Here is a 17,860-nt window from a genome sequence, read left to right as displayed (position 1 = left end):
CGTATTCCCTTGATCAATTATCGCGCTAAAACAACACAGGTTGCGACAAAGGCGACGACCTCAGGAGTGTATTTGACATAACTAATCCAAACACGCATGATTCATCCTTTTGTTGTTATGTCACACCCTAAGCATTTTTAATTCCACACTACAAACATCAGATATAAACTTCATACGCTTTAATTTTTTCCGCAAGCTTACTTGCTAAATAACCATGGGCATAACCAAGTTCGCTCAAAATTAGCTTGGCTTCTTCACAATATTTTTCTTTTTTTGCACCATCCCAATGTTTGGGGGGAACCCCTAAATTGGTAATACGATCGGCGAGTTTTACAAGCACAACACAGTTTTGACGCTTTTTAAGTCGTTCAAGGCTGTCTTTCATTTGCGCCTCTTTAGAAGGCAGGCTTTTATCTTTCGTGAGTGCCTGCACACCTTTGGCGATCACCTCTGTATTGCCTGCTAAAAGGGTCTCTTTTGTAATCTTTGTAAGAGTATCTTCATTAACATCATGTAAAAGCGCACATGCAATGGCAACATTATGCTCATCATAACTCAAAGGCTCTATACTCAATGCATTTATAACCTCACTTGCAACACTAAGAAGATGCATTGCATAAGGTAGCCCATGGGGTGTTTTCTGCTCACCATGTGCCACAAGCGCAAACGCGAGATTTTCTTTGAAAAACTCTACATTAAAAAGCTCTTTAGGCAACATAGCCTTTGTATTGGTTACTTTTGGCAAGCTTGGTGTTTTATCTTTTTCGATTTTTGCATAGGATTCCTCTTCATCATTTTCACTGAAATAAAGCAGGTAACTGCCATTATCACACACCAGTTCTAACTCTTCATAGTGCTCATGCTCATTGATTTCAGCATAAAGATGTACTTGCAAAATTTTTGTTATCGTATCACTCAGCACATGTTTGACTTTTACAGGTGGTAGAGGAATGGAATCGAGCTGAAAAAACTCAATATAGCCCATTGCACCGCCTGCTACATGAAAGTTTAGGGTAAGGCTTCGCTCTTTTCCCTCTTTCAAATAGACTATTTCAATAAGGGAGTGAAGGGTGTAAAGTGCGACGACCTCACATCCCTCAATATCATTTAAATATGCCCACTTATCACTCATACTTGACCTTTACATGTAAAGATTTTAAGACTTTTTACAAAGCTCATCGAACCATTTATCGTTCTCGGCTGAGCGATTTGCTTTAGAGTATAAAAGCGTTTCTCGAACAGAGACTAAATCATCCAGTTCTAAAAACTCTAACATAGAAAATGAAGAAATAGGAGCATTTGGGTCGGATTCTATCAGCTTTTCAATTTCTTCTATAAGTGCCATTTTATCGGCATTCTCTGGCATCTGTTGACCTTTCATTAACAAACTATGATTGGTTTTATTGTATAATACCTTACATTTCATGCAGATTATATTCTGCAACTTACAAGGAAAATGAATGAAAAAACAACTTTTATGGATTGTTGCGCTTATTTCTAGCACTCTTTTTGCAGCAACGGATGCACAGATTGTTGAACATTTTAAATCAACAATTCAAGTGCCAAATATTAACATCGAAGTAGTCTCACGCAAAGGCGTTGATGGCATTGATGGAATGGATTTCGTGACTTTAAATCTTAGCGATGGTGCACGTTCACAAAAACTCAGCATCTTTACCAAAGATGATTTGATCTTCCCTGATGTTATCAGCATCAAACAAGGTGGAAGCATCAAAGAGATGATGGAGATGGCAGAGCTTCAGAAAAAGCTTTCAGCAATCTACAAAAAAGAGGAGAAGAAAAACATTGTTGTCTTAGGAAATGACCCTAAAAAAGACACTTTAGTTGTTTTTACCGATCCTGAATGCCCTTACTGCAGACAAGAGCTTGCTCAAATTGAGCAACGCCTTACAACAAATAACCTCAAACTCATTTTTACACCGGTTCATGAGAGAAGTTCTTTAGAAAAATCTGTTTTGATTTATACTGAAACATCTAAAGCAAAAAGCGATGCAGATAAAATCAAAATTTTGAAAAAATACTACGATGAAAACGTCAAATATGACCAAAAAATCAGTGATGCTGAAGTTGCTCATATTGATGAACTCAAACTCAAATACTTTGGTGCTGGCATCAAAGGTGTACCATTTATCGTCAAAGAAAAAGAGCTTTTAAAATAGTCTTCACGTTTATCCCGCCATCTCTAGGCGGGATAACTTCTTTTCCCTTCAAGAAAAATCTGCTATATTAGACTTCTTTACTATTAACAAACCGTTCAAAGAGTAGGTGTATGATTGTTTAAGACAAATTCTAAGGAAACTCCTATGCAACCCAATCTTTTAATGATCGAAGATGATGTCGAACTAGCCGAAATTTTATGTAACTTTTTAAAACGCTATAACATCACCGTGACCAATTATGATGACCCCTATCTGGGCATCAGCGCTCTTAGCCTTACTAAATATGACCTTCTGATCCTCGATCTCTCCCTTCCTGGCATGGATGGTCTTGAAATCTGTAAAGAAGTACGCGCTAAAAGTGATATTCCTATCATTATCTCTTCTGCACGTAGTGATCTGGAAGATAAAATCGTAGGATTAGAACTTGGAGCTGATGACTACTTGCCGAAACCTTACGAGCCTAAAGAGCTGTATGCCCGTATTATGAGCGTACTAAGACGTTACAAAAAAAGTAATTCTCCACAAGAAGAAACGTCTGCTTCTACACTCATTCTTAAAGAAGAGAGCCACACGATTTTTTTTAACAATGTACCTTTGACACTTACACCTGCGGAATACGACGTATTAGCACACCTCATCAAAAAAAACAACTGCGTCGTTTCACGGACGGAGCTACTCAACAGCACGCCAAGCCTCAACGAAGAGAACGAAAGCAGAAGCTTAGATGTGCTTATCAGTCGCATTAGAACTAAATTAGGTGAAAGTTCCAAAGAGCCTCATCTTATCCATTCTGTGCGAGGTATCGGCTATAGGCTTCAAGCATGAGGTGGTACCACTCAATCATCACACGCATCACGCTTATCTTTGCATTAGCTCTTTTAGGTATTAGTGCCATCTTTTTTTCACTCTCTATACATGATCGTGAAAATAACCTGAGACGCATGCATGATTACACGCATATAGCAGTTCGTTCCGCTTTTGATCCAAGTATAAAACAGCTCGATTTTAACAAATTGGATGATATGGGTTTTACGCTCATTGACGATCGAAGACTCAAAGAAAAAATTCTATCACTTCCAAAACCACCTCAACCCTTTCCTATGAAACGCATGGAAGAAAAATTTCGATTTGGACTGTATGTCGTTCCTCACGGTATTCATATCTATGCTGTTTTACAAAAAAAAGAGGATGAGCCTGTTATATTGCAAGTTCCTTTTGAAAAAGAACTTTTTCCACAAATTCTCTTCCCTTTTTTAACGTTTGCTTTTGTCATTATGCTTTATATTGGCATTATTCGCAGTATTCTTCCGCTTAAAACGTTACGTGAAAAAATCAAACACTTTGCTAATGGAAATTATGACATCACCTGTAAAAGTACCAATAAAGATGAAATCGCCGCCCTCGCCAATGAATTTGACAGCGCTGTTTTTAAAATAAAATCGCTTCGAGACTCAAGGCAACTCTTTTTGCGCAACATCATGCACGAGCTTAAAACACCGATTACCAAAGGAAAACTCGCTGCTGAAATGATCGAAGATGCAACCTATACCAACATTCTTCAAAATGTTTTCAAACGCCAAGAGGCACTTTTAGTAGAGTTTTCGCGCATTGAAAAACTCAGTGCCGATGAGCTCAAACTCGACATAAAACGCTATCACATCGAAGATATTGTCGATTTTGCCCTTGATATTTTAGATGATAAACATGAGAACATTACCTGTAATCTCACCCCCGTTGAGCTCAATGTCGACTTTGAGCTTTTTGGAGTTGTGCTTAAAAACCTATTGGACAATGGCGTTAACTACTCCCATGACCACCGTGTTACACTCAGCAATGATGCAAAAACCATTACAATTTCTAACCATGCACCTGCACTAGAATTTCCCATTGAGCGCTACGCAGAACCCTACTTTTTGGAAGGTAAAAAACAAAAAAGCTCACGTGGTCTTGGGTTTGGGCTGTTCATCACATGGCATGTCATTCGTTTGCATGGTATGAGACTGCAGTATAAACGTGAAGGTGAAATGAACCATTTTGTGATTTATTTATAAACTATATAGGGAGATATTTTATGACATATTCTGTTGGTATTTTTGTCTTTGACAATGTCGAAGTACTCGACTTCGCAGGTCCTTATGAAGTGTTTACCACAGCATCACGCGTTTATGGAAAACAAAATCTACTCTCTTCCGTAACGCCTTTTGAAGTTTTTACCATTGGGCAAACAAAAGAGTCTGTTCGCGCACGCGCAGGACTCAAAATCGACCCTGATTTTGACTTTAAAGCACACCCAAAAATCGATGTTTTACTTATCCCTGGCGGCGTTGTTACCGAAGTACTTAAAGACGCATCCATAATTAATTGGATAACGACGACTTCCAAACAAGCACAACTCACAGCTTCTATCTGCACAGGTGCCTTTTTACTAGCAAAAGCGGGACTGTTTGAAGGCAAGTCTGCAACCACACACTGGGAAGATATAAACGATCTTCGTGTGATGTTTCCAACCTTAGATGTAAAAGAGCAGATGCGCTGGGTTGATGAAGGAGAAATCGTCACATCCGCAGGCATTTCTGCTGGCATCGACATGAGTCTACACCTTTTAGAACGCCTTATGGGTCGAGACTTAGCCATTAAAACTGCTAAGCAAATGGAGTTTGATTGGACAGAAAATTGTGCTTCAATAGCGCTATAAGTTTAAACCTTAATATTATTTTAAACTAATTCCACTATAATGCCCGTAATTTCAGAACTTCATTAAAAAACAAAGAACTTCACCTAAAACCTACCAGATTTGAGAAATCCTCAGTGAGTATGTAGGTTTTTGCATACGATATTGACGGGTTTGTTCCCCATTAAAATTTTTATGTACATGAGTTTTGTGCCCTAGCCGCACGTTAGTATTGTTTTGGAAAATCAAAAACTATGGAAAATACATGGAAAACACAACACCAACAACACCAACATTTGAATCGTTTGGCTTACACCCAGAGATTCTTAAAGCCGTCGTAGAGGCTGGTTTTACTGAACCAAGTCCTGTACAAGCAGAATCAATCCCTTTAGTATTAGCAGGTAACGATATCGTTGCTCAAGCACAAACAGGTACAGGTAAAACTGCAGCATTTGGTCTTTCAACAATGAGTATGATTGATCCTCATCTTAATAAAGTACAACTTTTAGTTATTACTCCAACACGTGAGCTTGCAACACAAGTCAGTGATGAGCTTTACTCACTCGGACGTTTTCGTGGCGTTAAAACAGTAACCATTTACGGTGGTAGCTCTTATTCACGTCAAATTGGTCTTATCGAAAAAGGTGCAAGCGTTATCGTTGCAACTCCGGGTCGTATGTTAGACCTTCTTAAAAACGGTAGACTTCCAGGCTTTTCACCTAAAATGGTTGTTTTGGATGAAGCGGATGAGATGCTAGATATGGGCTTCTTAGAAGACATCGAAGAGATCTTTACCTACCTTCCAAAAGAGCGTCAAACACTTCTTTTCTCAGCAACAATGCCAGATCCTATCAAACGTCTTGCAAGCAAAATTTTAAATGACCCAAAATTTGTCAGTGTCACACCAAAAGATCACACAACAAATGATGATATTGAACAACTTTACTACGTTATCAACGAATATGAGAGAGATGATGCAATGATTCGTCTACTTGATGCTCTTGAGCCTGAGAAATCAATCGTTTTCTGCCGTACCAAAAAAGAGGTTGACAGACTTTCTACTCAACTGATGGCAGTTGGTTACGCAGCAAAAGGCTTACACGGTGATATGGAGCAAAATCAACGTGAGAGCGTTATTAAGGCTTTCCGTAGTTCACAAATTGAGATCCTTGTAGCAACGGATGTTGCAGCACGTGGTCTAAACGTTGCTGACATCAGCCACGTATTTAACTACCATATGCCATTTGATCCAGAGAGTTACGTTCACCGTATCGGTAGAACGGGTCGTGCGGGTAAAAAAGGTACAGCGATTACCCTTGTAACACCTATCGAATTTCACTCTATGCAAAGAATCAGTAAAAAAGTAGGCTCTAAAATTGAACACAGAATTGTTCCAAGTTTACGAGACGTTAAAGAGAACAAACTGATTAAGATTGCAGAAGATATTAAAAATGCAGAACTGAATGAAAATGCTGCAAAACTTCTTGCTATTTTAGAAGAAGAGATGGATATGTCTCAAATCGCACTTAAACTTCTCTCAAATCTCTTGAAAGAAAATACACCAGTTGGTCCAGACAAAATCGGTTTAGATAAAAAAACATTGGAAAATGTTGTTAAAAACATCGAAGAGCGTGATGGTGGACGTGGTGGACGTGGCGGTTATAGAGGAAACTCTGGCGGCGGATACAGAGGCAATTCTGGTGGATCACGCGAAGGTGGCGGCTATAGAGGAAACTCAGGCGGTTCACGTGACGGCGGTGGATACAGAGGAAACTCAAGTAGCGGATCACGCGACGGCGGTGGATACAAAGGTTCAAACCCACGTAGTGATGCTGGAAGTAGAGATGCACGTCCTCCAAGAGGTGACGGCGTTCCAAGAAGTGACAGCAGAGGCGAGAGTCGTAACCCATTTGCAAAAGAGGGAAGCAGTTCAGCACCACGCGAAGGCGGATACAAAGGCACACGTGACAGTGGCGATAGCAGACCACCACGCGCTCCAAGAGCAGATAGACCAAGCGCACCACGCAGTGATGCAGGTCGCGCGCCAAAAGCCGCTCCTCGTAACGCTTACAAAAAAGACTAATTTTTAAGAGGATGGCGTGAGACACTCACGCCATCCTCTTACTGCTCTATAATCCTTCAACACTTTCGATATATTCCACTTTTTATCTTTTCTCACATAATAATCAGTCTATGATTACAAGTTTTAACTTATTTTTGCTACCATAATATCTAAATTCATTTAGATATTATGAAAGGAAAAAAATGATCAGTAGAGATTTAAAATTTATCCAAGTATTAAAGCAATATTCCATAGGTGAGCTAAGTTGGTTTTTTAGACGATCATTGCAAAATAATGGTGTTAACTCAGGAATTATTGATAGATTAATGGTTTATACAAAAAAATATGATTTTTTATATGAACTATATATAATATTAGATGAAGCAACGACTAAAAGTTCTCACCAAAAAGATAGACAAAAAACAATCAAAGAATTTGGAGCAAACATCAATTTTGAGTTTAATTTTATTGATGACAATACAATGGTTAAAAATATCTTTGACAATTTTGAAGATTACAATGTAATTTGTAATATAGACAATTAATAGATTGGAATATAATATATCTTTTAGTATTTAGTGCTAAACTCTTTATGAACTAATTCGTAGCCTACTCTTTCAAACGATGACGTGAAACAATCACACCCTCATACCCCGTCGTTTTCACCGCTTCTAAAAACGTCTTATCTTCAACACCATCTTTGGCAATGACTACCGCTAATTTTGTCTCCAGTGTCACTTTGGAGGACTCAACACCTTCAACACTTTTGAGTGCTTTTTTGACCGCCGTTGTACACATAGGGCAGTGCATCTCAGCCACTTTTATGACCACTTCTTCTTTGGCAAAGAGCATCAACGGTAAAAGGAGTATCAACCATTTTTTCATTCATCATTTCCTATCAAAAAATTTGCCCATTCAGGATAGAGCAATATCACGACAATCAGCCCTAAAACAATCGAATAAAACCACACATAACGCTTTTTCTTCTGAGGATTACATGTAAAGGTATGATGAGCATAACTTCGCCATGAAAGCCACAAAACAAAAAGCGACAATAAGGAGAGTGGTATGCGAAACGGGGTAAGTGTTTCTAAAAAACTTAAAAATCCAAAAGAGATTCCAAAGAGTAAAAACAGCAGTGGTGGCAGACAACATGCCGTTGCGGCAAAGGCTGAGAGCAATGCTGTGAGTAAACTTAGAATCTCTTTTTTCATACGTTAAAGTTTTTCTTGAGAGACAAAGCTATAACTGAAAGCTGCTGGAGCGTAATAGTCTAGCACTTCATCTTCGACTTCGCCGTACGGATAACCAAACATATTGAGTGGTTTTTGCGCTGGTGTTGGGGTAAGTACAAAGTCACGCGCGGTGTTGTAGCCCATCCAGTTCATCTCCCAGTTGCCGAAGAAATACTCACGGACCTCTTTAACGAGAGGATCGTTCAATGTCATTTTCTCGGTTAAGATGACTTTAGCGACATCCGCAGGATCGCATGGAACCCAGCCTGCGCCATCAAGGTAAAGCTCAGCTCTACAATGCTCGCCTCCCGTGATTTTTGCCAACCCTTTTTCATCACTGCTTCCGCACGCTTTGGAGTAGCGAGAACTGCCTAAACGGATACCGAAAATCTCACGCGCAGGAACCCCGACACTTCTTAAAAGCGCAACAAAAACAGAGCTAATGTCGGTACATTTTCCACCCATGATGTTTTGCTCAATCGCTTTACCCGCATCACCCACACCACAACCTACAACAGCGTTGTCGCGGTACATGTTTTCAGTGACCCACGCGTAAATCGCTTTAGCTTTTTCAAGAGGTGTTTTAGCATTTTCAGTGATTTTAAGCGCCAACTCTTTCACTTTTCCACTCGTTGGAATATGCGCGGTTGGTTTGAGGTAGTGTGCAACGTCTTTTGGGTATTTGGTTGAAGCGGTTGCTTTTGAAAGGTCTGAATTGCGCTCGTATGTAGTGATCGTGTAGGTCACTTCAAGTACTTTTTCACCACCATTTTTCCACTCAGCATAAAGCGTTCTGGCTTTATAGCTGTTTTTGTCAGTCACATACGCATTGGTTGCGTTTGAGCTAAATTTAAAATCGCTCACTTTTTGATAGCTTGTTTCCTGAGGAAGTGGAACCCAAAGTTTGGTCAATCCATTTTTGTTTTCGTGTTTGAGGTTATAGCTATTTTTGACGAAAAAAATACGTGTTTTTGATTTTGGTTCACTGGCTTCTAAAATCGAAACCTGAGGAAGAATGACAGAACTGGCACTTAGTGCAACACACCCTTTAATAAACGCTCTTCTTTGCATAAAAAATCCTTGCCTGTAAAGTGGTACGAAGAGGAGAAAACATAAAAGTAGGAGTATGAATTATTATTACATTTATGTTTGTCTAAGCCTTAGACATCGTACATTAAAAGGATTTTACAGTGGATTTGCTTAAAAATAAACCTAAGGGTTTTGATAGTGCGAAACCATCAAAACTCTCTTAAGTCTTATGCAGCAACTTTAGACGCTTTTTTCTTGCTTTTTTTAGCCGCTGTATGTTGTTTAGAAGTACTTTTTTTAGTAGTTTTTTTGACGGTTTTTGTTTTTGCAGTTTTATGTTTTGGTGCCGCATCTTCTGATGAAAGATAGCTTTGCGCAAATACTGATGTTGATAAAAACGCAACCATTGCCATTAATAACGTTAAACGTTTAAACATGATTTTCTCCTTTCGTAAAAATAAAAGTGCTATTGTACTATGTACAATCTAAATTTTTTCCAAAATATCAAAATACTTCTCAATATAATGCTTTAACTTTATATTTTAATAGGTTTTATTTAGAATGCTATTTGAATATTCTTCTATACTTTGGATCATTTTGAGGTAAAGTTTTTTCTATAAATGGCGATTTAGCCATCTTAAATACGAAGGACAAGCTTTGTGTGTGACCTCTATCATTCACATCTATTCCTCAAATTTTCCATAATATACCAAAAGTGAACACTTTTTGCTTATGGATAAATAAGAATTTTTAAAAGGATCGAACATGCATTTTTTAGTTGTTGATGATAGCTCAACGATGCGCAGAATTCTGTGCAACACTTTAGGCACTATTGGTTACAGTACGACTGAGGCAGAAGATGGACTAGACGCGCTTAAAAAGATCAAAGATCAAAAATTTGATGCGATCATGACAGACTGGAATATGCCTAAAATGAATGGATTGGAGCTTGTAAGAAGCCTTCGAGCCATGGAAGAATACAAACATACGCCCATCATCATGGTTACAACTGAGGGTGGCAAGCATGAGGTTATTACGGCTATAAAAGAAGGCGTTAACAACTACATCGTTAAACCTTTTACAGCATATGTCCTTCGCGAAAAGCTCAAAGACATTATCTAACGTGGAGAATTTTTCTCCACTTCTTTTTCTCTAAAATGAATCGTAAAATGATTTTGCCCTTCTACATGCAAATAACTCAAATAAAACCCATGCTTTGCAATAATTGCATTAGCGATATAAAGCCCAAGACCTAACCCACTGCTTGAGCCTTCAACGGCACGGTTAAATGCACGCGAAAAATCAAGTCGTTCACTCGGAATCTTCTCACCAAAACTGCATATACTCATGCTCTCAAGACCAATATCAACAGCTACGGCTTCAGTGGAGTGTTTGAGTGCATTATCCAATATATTTTTAATCGCTGTAGCAAAAAGCTCGAAATCAACCTTGACCAATGGCGCCATCTCTTGGGGTGAAATGTGAATGCGTTTGGTGTCACTTAAAAGTAGCAAATCCATCGCATGATCTAATACATCCACTACGCGGTACTCTTTGGCTTCTAAAACCCACTCATTGGAGCTCAGTTTTTCTACTTTTACCATCTCTCCAAGCAATGTTTCAAGACGTTCAAATATACGTTCCAATTGCGTTTGCTGTTTTATATTGTCTAACGAATTGGAAAGAATTTTACCCTTCATAATGGGCGTTTTAAGCTCATGCAAGATATTGCGTAAAAAAAGTGTTCGTGCTTCTTTGAGAAGATGAATTTTTTGCATTGCAAGATTAAACTCTGAAGCAATTTCGCCCAGTTCATCCTCACTTTCCACATCAATTGGCTGAAATCTTTTCGTATCACCAAACGTACGAATGGCACTTTTTAGATTACGAAGACGTAAAAGTTTACGCAAAACAATGCTAAAGAAAAGAAGCAAAAGGACATTGATAACACCACCCAATATCCAGAGCCGATAGAGCGAAAACTCTTCAATATTTTCTAAAAGTGGTGGTTCAAATTTCTTTTTCATCGAAAAGGGTGGCGGTGGGGGGAACCCTTTGTCAAACATCTCTTCTGGTGGATGCGAGCGAGGTGGTGGAGGTCTTGGCACAAAGTAGAGCTTATTCTCATACAAAATCATGTCAGAAAAAGGATCTTCTAAAAGTTTTTCACCCTCGGTGACAATACTATTTTTATCATGGAGGCTAATGCGAACGCCTAATTTTGAAAGCATCGCTTCTTGGTCAGTTTCATTATGGTGCATCATTTTCATTGCCATCATAAAACGTTGAAACGTAAAAAATTGACGGTCGCTTATCTGTCTTTTGTATTCAATCACAAAAGCGATGTTGATGACCACCAATGTCAGAGCAAAAAAGATCGAAACAAGGGTAACAATGGAAATTTTACGCATTAACAAATTTATAACCAACCCCTCGAACGGAGAGAATATAGCGAGGTTTTTTAGGGTCATCACCTATCTTTTGCCGAATACGTCCCATAATGACATCAATACTTTTAAGACTACTTTCGTACTTGATAGAACCAATATTGAGTAAAAGCTCTTCCCTTGAGATCACAAAGCCCTCTTTTTTAAGCATATAGGAGACGATGTCATACTCTGCCATTGTCAACCTCACTTCATTTTTACCCTGTTTAATCAAATGCCGCTCTTCATCAATATAAAAACTATGGTAAGGCAGTTCATTAAGTGTTGAACCTCTTCTTAAAATAGCACGAAGCCTGTAAGCAAGCTCCCTTGGATCATACGGTTTGGGAAGAAAGTCGTCTGCACCCCTTTCAAACCCCATGACTTTGTCACTCATATCAGAACGTGCGGAAGAGATAATAATAGGAAGGGTAGGAATGGACGCGTGGACGATGCGACAAATCTCTAAACCATCAATTTGAGGCAGAGAAAGGTCAAGTACAAGTGCATCAAAGGTATCGTGTTGCAATGCCGTTAATCCATCCAAAGGCGTAAAGGCTAATATCGTTTCGATATCGTCTTTTGCAAGAGATTCTTGAAGAAGTTGTGCTAATTCAACATCATCTTCGATCATTAAAATTTTAATCATGCCTTGATTATAACGAAGATAAAGTAAACGGAAAGTAACAAAACCACGCCTTGCTTAGAGCGTGGTTTGAAGCTTAGGCACTAAAGCTAACAGAACTACCTGAAATTGTATTTTGAGTGGCGTAATTCGAGATGATTTGCGCTAAAAGCGCTTTCATCAATGAATTTTCGTCAGTCCCTTTTGTGGCATTGCTTGCAACACCCATACTTTCAGCTTTCGTAGAATCTTGATACGCTTTTGCTTCCGAAGAAGTCACTTTGCCATCACCATCTGCATCAGCCGCATCGAAATTTTGAGACAATGTTTCAAAAAGTGAAGCAAGTTTACTATCGGTCGATGAACTGTCACTTGCCATAGCAGTAAGCTCATCTTTCGTATAGCCCGTATCTTCTTGTGTAGAAGAGGACGGTGGCGGAGGAGGTGGGGGCATACTTCCTGACGCTGCTACTTTGCTTGCATCGGTTCCATTGGTCGTGTCTTGCGTTGATTGCTGATAGGCCATAGCTTCAGCAGACGTCACTTTGCCATCACCGTTTGTGTCAGCCGCTGAAAAATTTTCAGCTACTGAAGAAAGCAGTGAAGCAAGGTTACTGTCGGTTGATGAAACTTCACTTGCCATAGAAGTAAGTTCATCTTTGGTATAGCCTGAATCTTCTTGCGTAGATGAAGACGGTCGCATAGGAGGTGGGGGCATACTTCCTGACGCTGCCGTAGACTGCTGCGCTGATAACATAGATGTCATTTCATCTATGCTAACACTGCCATCTCCATTACTATCAAGTGCTTTAAAAGCGTTATTAATAGCGCTTTCATCCGCATTTGCTAGCTTTAGAGCAGCACTGCTAAACTCAGTACTGTCAACCGAACCACTCGAGTCACTATCCAAAGAAGTAAGCAACGCTTCTGCGAATTTTGAACTTAACGAGCTGGTACTGTTGGTACTGCTGCCATACGTCGCGTACGATGACGTTCCGTAAAGAGAATTTGAACTTACGGTCATTTTCTCCTCCTTTGTTTGGCTTGGGGATTTCCCAGTAGCAATCCTAACGCTAAAGCAGTAAACAGTGAGTAACAATGGTAAAATTTCACCTATTTAGTGATTAAAGTGCAACGTGTTATAATACTTCTAACCCTTAATACACTGCATATCAGACATAAAAGAAGTTGAAGGAAGTAAAACGCAATGGCATATATTGATTGGCTTGGGAAAAAAGATGTTATTCATCATCATAAAAAAATACCGTATAAAACCATAGAGTGCCAAGAAGAGATAGGTGAAAAAAATACGCAAAATATGATTATCAAAGGCGATAATTTACTAGCCCTCAAATCCTTACTTCCTTATTATGCCAGTAGTATCAAGATGATCTACATCGATCCACCGTACAACACGGGCAATACCTCTTGGGTTTACAATGACAATATGGACAGCCCACTCATTAAAAAATGGCTTGAAAAAACCGTCAATGCAGAAGATTTGAGCCGTAGCGATAAATGGCTGTGCATGATGTACCCACGCCTTAAACTTTTACGAGAACTGCTCAAAGAAGACGGGGTGATTTTTATCAGCATCGATGATGCCGAAGTTGCGCATCTTAGAATGATATGCGATGATATTTTTGGAAATGATAATTTTGTAGCTAACGTTATCTGGGAAAAGAAGTTTTCTCCACAAAATGATGCTAAATGGCTCAGTGATAATCATGACCATATTTTAGTCTATGCTAAAAGTAAAAAAATTTGGCGACCATTTCAATTACAACGAAGCGATGAAGCTATTGCAAGATATAAAAATCCTGATAATGATTCAAGAGGTAAGTGGACATCAAGTGATTTGACCGTTAAAACTTATAGTTTGGAATATGATTATGAAATAACCACTCCATCTGGTAAAGCTATTAAACCAACCAGTGGGAGATGTTGGATGACTTCAAAAACCAATATGCAAAAGTTAATCAGTGATAATAGGCTTTGGTTTGGAAAAGATGGTAGCAATATACCAAGATTGAAAAAATTTCTTTCAGAAGTACAAGAAGGAATTGTGCCCATGACTATTTGGTATTATGATGAAGTGGGACACAACCAAGAAGCAAAACAAGAGAGTAACCAAATTTTATATGGCAAAACACTGTTTGAAACCCCAAAACCAACACGACTAATTCAAAGAATTATCCAACTTTCAACTTCTAAAAACGACATTATCCTAGACTCTTTTGCAGGCAGTGGGACAACCGCTCATGCAGTGTTAGAGCAAAACAGACGTGATGGCGGAAATCGCAAATTTATCCTTATCGAAACCATGGACTATGCGAAAGATATTACAGCGGAGAGAGTTAAACGAGTGATAGAGGGGTATCCTTTTACGGGCAAAGATAAAACAGCCCTTTTTGAGAAAAAACTCTCTACAACCGACATCTTAAATCCAAAGAAGATGCAAAGCATCAGCGATGAAGCCTCTCAAATCATCGAAGAAAACGGTGCGAATTTTGACAAGATAGAAAAAACTTTCAGTGACAATACCTTAAAGCTAGAAGGCATTAAAGAGGTGAAAAGCTTTAAAGAGGGCATTGGCGGAGGCTTTAAATATTGTGAACTAGGAAGTGATATTTTTGATGAATTTGGAGAACTCAACCCCTCTTTAGCCTTTCAGCACATCGCAAAGCATCTCTATTTTGTCGAGTTTAAAAAACCTATCCAAAAAGATGCCATAAACGAGCCTTATGTGGGAAGTTTTGAAAATCGTCACATTTACTTTTTTGAAAAAAATGTCAAAACATCCGATGTGAAAAAAATCGTCCAAGCGCATAGCGATTATAAAGAGATTATCATCTATACCAAAAAAACGAGTATCAGCAGAGATGAGCTTAAAAAACTGAATATTTTAGTGCGATACATCCCTTATGACATCAAGGAAAATTAATGTTAAAGAACTATCAAGAAGAGGCTATAAAACGATTGGATCTGTTTTGCAATGAGATAAATGTCAAAAGTATCGGTGAGAGTTTTAAAAGCCTTACGCAAAACCAATACCTTGAAATTGATGGATTTTCAAATCCTTATGTCTGCATCCGAATCCCCACAGGTGGTGGTAAAACACTTATCGCCGCTAAAAGCATACGTGTACTTACCAATGAGTATCTCAACAAAGATTACTCTTTGGTCTTTTGGCTAGCTCCCACAGATGCCATCGTCAGTCAAACCCTCAAAGCCCTCAAGAACAAACAACATTTTTACCGAAAAATCTTAGACCATGAGTTTGATAATGTCAATGTTTTAAGCGTACAAGAAGCGTTTAAACAGACGTTTGATCCTAAAGAAGAACTTGTCATCATCGTAGGAACCATACAAAGTTTTAGAACAACCAATAAAGACGGCAGAAAGTTTTTTGATGAAAATAGCACCTACTATGAGATGCTAAAAGCCCTTGACATGACACCCTCTTTAGAAAATGTCATGAAACTTTTTAAACCCATCATCATCTTAGATGAAGCCCACAAATCAAGTACGGGACTCTCTTTAAAAAGCTTGTTGGAACTTGAGCCTTCTTTTATACTTGAACTCACAGCCACGCCCATTACAAAAACCATCACAGCAAAAGAGATGTATGCAAGTAATATCTTGTACAGCGTGACTGCTACTGAGCTTAAAAAAGAGAATATGGTCAAACTTCCCATTATGCTTAAAACCATCGACGATAGCATGAAGATACTTCAAGAAGGCATCGAAAAACGAGAATACTTGGAAAAATTAGCCATTTTGGAAGAAGCAACCACGTCTCGATACATTCGCCCTATCAATCTTATACGAGCCGATGAGAATAGAGGGGATGAGTATCTGACATACGATAAAATCAAAACGATGCTCATTGAAGATTTTAAAATCGATGAAAAACAAATCGCCGTTCACACCGATAATAAAAAAGAACTTGACGGAGTGGATCTACTCAGTCGTGACTGTGAAATACGCTACATCATAACCGTAAGTGCACTGCAAGAAGGCTGGGACTGCCCGTTTGCGTATGTGCTTAGCGTTGTTTCTAATATGCAATCAACCACAGCCATAGAGCAACTTATCGGTAGGGTTTTACGCATGCCTTACATCGAACCAAAAGAGAAAAAAGAGTTGGAGTACAGCTATGTGTATGTGGCAACTAACAACTTTGAAGAAGTGGCAACCAATATAGGTAAAACCTTAGTCAATAACGGTTTTGAAGAGATGGAAGCTAAAATCAGCATTGAGCGGGGATTTAACACCAATAGCGATATTGTTCTTGGTGGTTTATTTCAAGAAACACTCTATGAAGAGAGGCAATTTAAAATAGACAACGTGAATATTGAAGATTTTACAAAGCCATCTTTAGCGCCTTATATCAATGTCAATACACAAACCAATACGGTAACTATCGTCACTTTCCCTACCAAATCAAAAAGAGATAAATTTTTTGAAGAAGTGAAAAAAATATCTCCTAAAGAAGTGCATACAAAAATAGAGGAAATACAAAATAGCTTGAACACCATCAAAGATAATGATTTTGCAAAGCTAAGTGATATAGAACTTCCAAAACTAATGATAGAAATCGATGGCGATCATTATGATTTTGAAGAGAGTATTGTTTGGGATTATGTGGAGATTACACAAAAAGAGTTAATCCAAAATTCTCATCTAAGCCTTGATGAATTTGATATTGCCCTCAATGAACATGTAGGCATTATCGATGTTAATCAAAACAGAATCATCAAAAAAGAGATAACAACGCAAGAAGCCTTACCGTATTTTGAGAGTGAACATGAAGAGATGAGAACCATTTTAAATGCCAATAAATTGGGTGTTGAAGCTGGAGAAATCGGTAAATTAGCAGGGACTATCGCAAAAATCATCGTTGAAGAAAACGATATGATTTTAAGAGGACTGGATTCTAGACAACTTAAAGAGTTCATCGTTTTGGTTGCTGTTGATTTGATCAAAACAAGAGAAAATATTGATTTGACTTTGTTGATTAGCAAAAAATATCAACTCAAAAAAGCCATTCTTAAAAAACTCATTTCGATTATTTCTCATGCAAAAACGTTGAGTTTTAAAACGCTTTTTAAAGAAAATGATTTGAGTTTAGATATGAATAATTGTGTCTGTTTTGGTGCCCAAAATTATGTGCCAAATCCTGATAGCAGAAGCGGTAATTTCAAAAAACATAAATACGAATATGTGCATAAGTTGGATAGCGAAGAAGAGTATGAAGTCGCAGTATATATCGATAAATTACCAAATGTAGTGAGTTGGATAAGAAACATCGAGAAAGACTATGCAAACTCTTTTTGGCTACAAACAGTTGAGGGTAAGTTTTATCCTGATTTTATTATCAATTTTGACAATGGCAAAACTGTAGTTGCTGAATATAAAGGCGCTGTTTATATCCGTGAATACGAACAAATCAAAAAGCCCATTGGTGATGCTTGGGGTTGTTTAGATAAAAATTATAAGTTTGTCTCTTTGTATAAAGAAAACTATAAAGATGTGTTAAAAAATATTTACACATAGACACATTGTGAATAAAATCGAGTGAGATGGGGAGCTATAACTATACAACCAACCATCCCACTCTTTACATATA

Annotated in this window: 18 protein-coding genes; 9 read left to right on the top strand and 9 right to left on the bottom strand. The window is 38.3% G+C overall.

Features of this window, described 5'->3' with window-relative positions:
- Window positions 1-157: 157 nt before the first annotated feature.
- The gene (locus tag V7Q04_RS10375; protein WP_333805000.1) at window positions 158-1,132 is read right to left on the bottom strand and encodes an HD domain-containing protein; all 975 of its coding nucleotides are present in this window, start codon (window positions 1,130-1,132) and stop codon (window positions 158-160) included.
- A 24-nt stretch (window positions 1,133-1,156) separates the two neighbouring features.
- Window positions 1,157-1,366 (bottom strand): hypothetical protein, encoded by a 210-nt coding sequence (locus tag V7Q04_RS10370; RefSeq protein WP_333804999.1) that lies wholly within the window; start codon window positions 1,364-1,366, stop codon window positions 1,157-1,159.
- A gap of 94 nt (window positions 1,367-1,460) precedes the next feature.
- Here V7Q04_RS10370 and V7Q04_RS10365 point away from each other — a divergent pair, with 94 nt between their 5' ends.
- The 6 genes from V7Q04_RS10365 (at window position 1,461) to V7Q04_RS10340 (ending at window position 7,458) form a co-directional block, all read left to right on the top strand.
- Window positions 1,461-2,180, top strand: coding sequence for a thioredoxin domain-containing protein (locus V7Q04_RS10365; protein WP_333804997.1), 720 nt, complete (start codon window positions 1,461-1,463; stop codon window positions 2,178-2,180).
- 144 nt (window positions 2,181-2,324) lie between these two features.
- On the top strand, window positions 2,325-3,005 hold the full coding sequence (locus tag V7Q04_RS10360) for a response regulator transcription factor (protein WP_333804995.1): 681 nt from the start codon (window positions 2,325-2,327) through the stop codon (window positions 3,003-3,005).
- A complete protein-coding gene (locus tag V7Q04_RS10355; RefSeq protein ID WP_333804993.1) occupies window positions 3,002-4,231 on the top strand; it encodes an ArsS family sensor histidine kinase in 1,230 nt (409 codons plus the stop codon). The genes V7Q04_RS10360 and V7Q04_RS10355 overlap by 4 nt, the downstream gene beginning before the upstream one ends.
- 20 nt (window positions 4,232-4,251) lie before the next feature.
- Entirely contained in the window at window positions 4,252-4,875 is a 624-nt protein-coding gene (locus V7Q04_RS10350; protein ID WP_333804991.1) for a DJ-1/PfpI family protein, read from the top strand.
- A 241-nt stretch (window positions 4,876-5,116) separates the two neighbouring features.
- On the top strand, window positions 5,117-6,934 hold the full coding sequence (locus V7Q04_RS10345) for a DEAD/DEAH box helicase (RefSeq protein ID WP_333804990.1): 1,818 nt from the start codon (window positions 5,117-5,119) through the stop codon (window positions 6,932-6,934).
- Window positions 6,935-7,116: 182 nt separating this feature from the next.
- Window positions 7,117-7,458 (top strand): hypothetical protein, encoded by a 342-nt coding sequence (locus V7Q04_RS10340; RefSeq protein WP_333804989.1) that lies wholly within the window; start codon window positions 7,117-7,119, stop codon window positions 7,456-7,458.
- A 64-nt stretch (window positions 7,459-7,522) separates the two neighbouring features.
- Here V7Q04_RS10340 and V7Q04_RS10335 read toward each other — a convergent pair whose 3' ends face one another.
- The 4 genes from V7Q04_RS10335 to V7Q04_RS10320 form a co-directional block, all read right to left on the bottom strand.
- Window positions 7,523-7,798 (bottom strand): heavy-metal-associated domain-containing protein, encoded by a 276-nt coding sequence (locus V7Q04_RS10335; RefSeq protein WP_333804987.1) that lies wholly within the window; start codon window positions 7,796-7,798, stop codon window positions 7,523-7,525.
- The gene (locus tag V7Q04_RS10330) at window positions 7,795-8,127 is read right to left on the bottom strand and encodes a mercuric transporter MerT family protein (RefSeq protein WP_333804986.1); all 333 of its coding nucleotides are present in this window, start codon (window positions 8,125-8,127) and stop codon (window positions 7,795-7,797) included. The genes V7Q04_RS10335 and V7Q04_RS10330 overlap by 4 nt, the downstream gene beginning before the upstream one ends.
- A 3-nt stretch (window positions 8,128-8,130) precedes the next feature.
- Window positions 8,131-9,219, bottom strand: a complete 1,089-nt coding sequence (locus V7Q04_RS10325; protein WP_333804984.1) for a transglutaminase domain-containing protein — start codon at window positions 9,217-9,219, stop codon at window positions 8,131-8,133.
- Between the two features lie 185 nt (window positions 9,220-9,404).
- Entirely contained in the window at window positions 9,405-9,614 is a 210-nt protein-coding gene (locus tag V7Q04_RS10320; protein WP_333804982.1) for a hypothetical protein, read from the bottom strand.
- 328 nt (window positions 9,615-9,942) lie between these two features.
- Between V7Q04_RS10320 and V7Q04_RS10315 the strand changes: the two genes are divergently transcribed.
- Window positions 9,943-10,299 (top strand): response regulator, encoded by a 357-nt coding sequence (locus V7Q04_RS10315; protein WP_041958791.1) that lies wholly within the window; start codon window positions 9,943-9,945, stop codon window positions 10,297-10,299.
- Here the strand turns inward: V7Q04_RS10315 and V7Q04_RS10310 are convergent.
- From V7Q04_RS10310 to V7Q04_RS10300, 3 genes are all read right to left on the bottom strand, one after another.
- A complete protein-coding gene (locus V7Q04_RS10310) occupies window positions 10,296-11,588 on the bottom strand; it encodes an ArsS family sensor histidine kinase (RefSeq protein WP_333804980.1) in 1,293 nt (430 codons plus the stop codon). The two genes, V7Q04_RS10315 and V7Q04_RS10310, sit on opposite strands and share 4 nt — an antisense overlap.
- On the bottom strand, window positions 11,581-12,252 hold the full coding sequence (locus V7Q04_RS10305) for a response regulator transcription factor (protein WP_333804979.1): 672 nt from the start codon (window positions 12,250-12,252) through the stop codon (window positions 11,581-11,583). Before V7Q04_RS10305 ends, V7Q04_RS10310 begins: the two co-directional genes overlap by 8 nt.
- A 73-nt stretch (window positions 12,253-12,325) precedes the next feature.
- Entirely contained in the window at window positions 12,326-13,252 is a 927-nt protein-coding gene (locus tag V7Q04_RS10300) for an EF-hand domain-containing protein (RefSeq protein WP_333804978.1), read from the bottom strand.
- 183 nt (window positions 13,253-13,435) lie between these two features.
- Here V7Q04_RS10300 and V7Q04_RS10295 point away from each other — a divergent pair, with 183 nt between their 5' ends.
- On the top strand, window positions 13,436-15,172 hold the full coding sequence (locus tag V7Q04_RS10295; protein WP_333804977.1) for a site-specific DNA-methyltransferase: 1,737 nt from the start codon (window positions 13,436-13,438) through the stop codon (window positions 15,170-15,172).
- Entirely contained in the window at window positions 15,172-17,787 is a 2,616-nt protein-coding gene (locus tag V7Q04_RS10290) for a DEAD/DEAH box helicase (protein ID WP_333804976.1), read from the top strand. The genes V7Q04_RS10295 and V7Q04_RS10290 overlap by 1 nt, the downstream gene beginning before the upstream one ends.
- The last annotated feature ends 73 nt before the right edge of the window (window positions 17,788-17,860 follow it).

The sequence above is a fragment of the Sulfurospirillum sp. genome (genome assembly GCF_036802865.1).
Lineage (GTDB): Bacteria > Campylobacterota > Campylobacteria > Campylobacterales > Sulfurospirillaceae > Sulfurospirillum.
The sequence above is the reverse complement of the archived record's forward strand: the minus strand, read 5'-3'. Positions and strand labels throughout refer to the sequence as shown.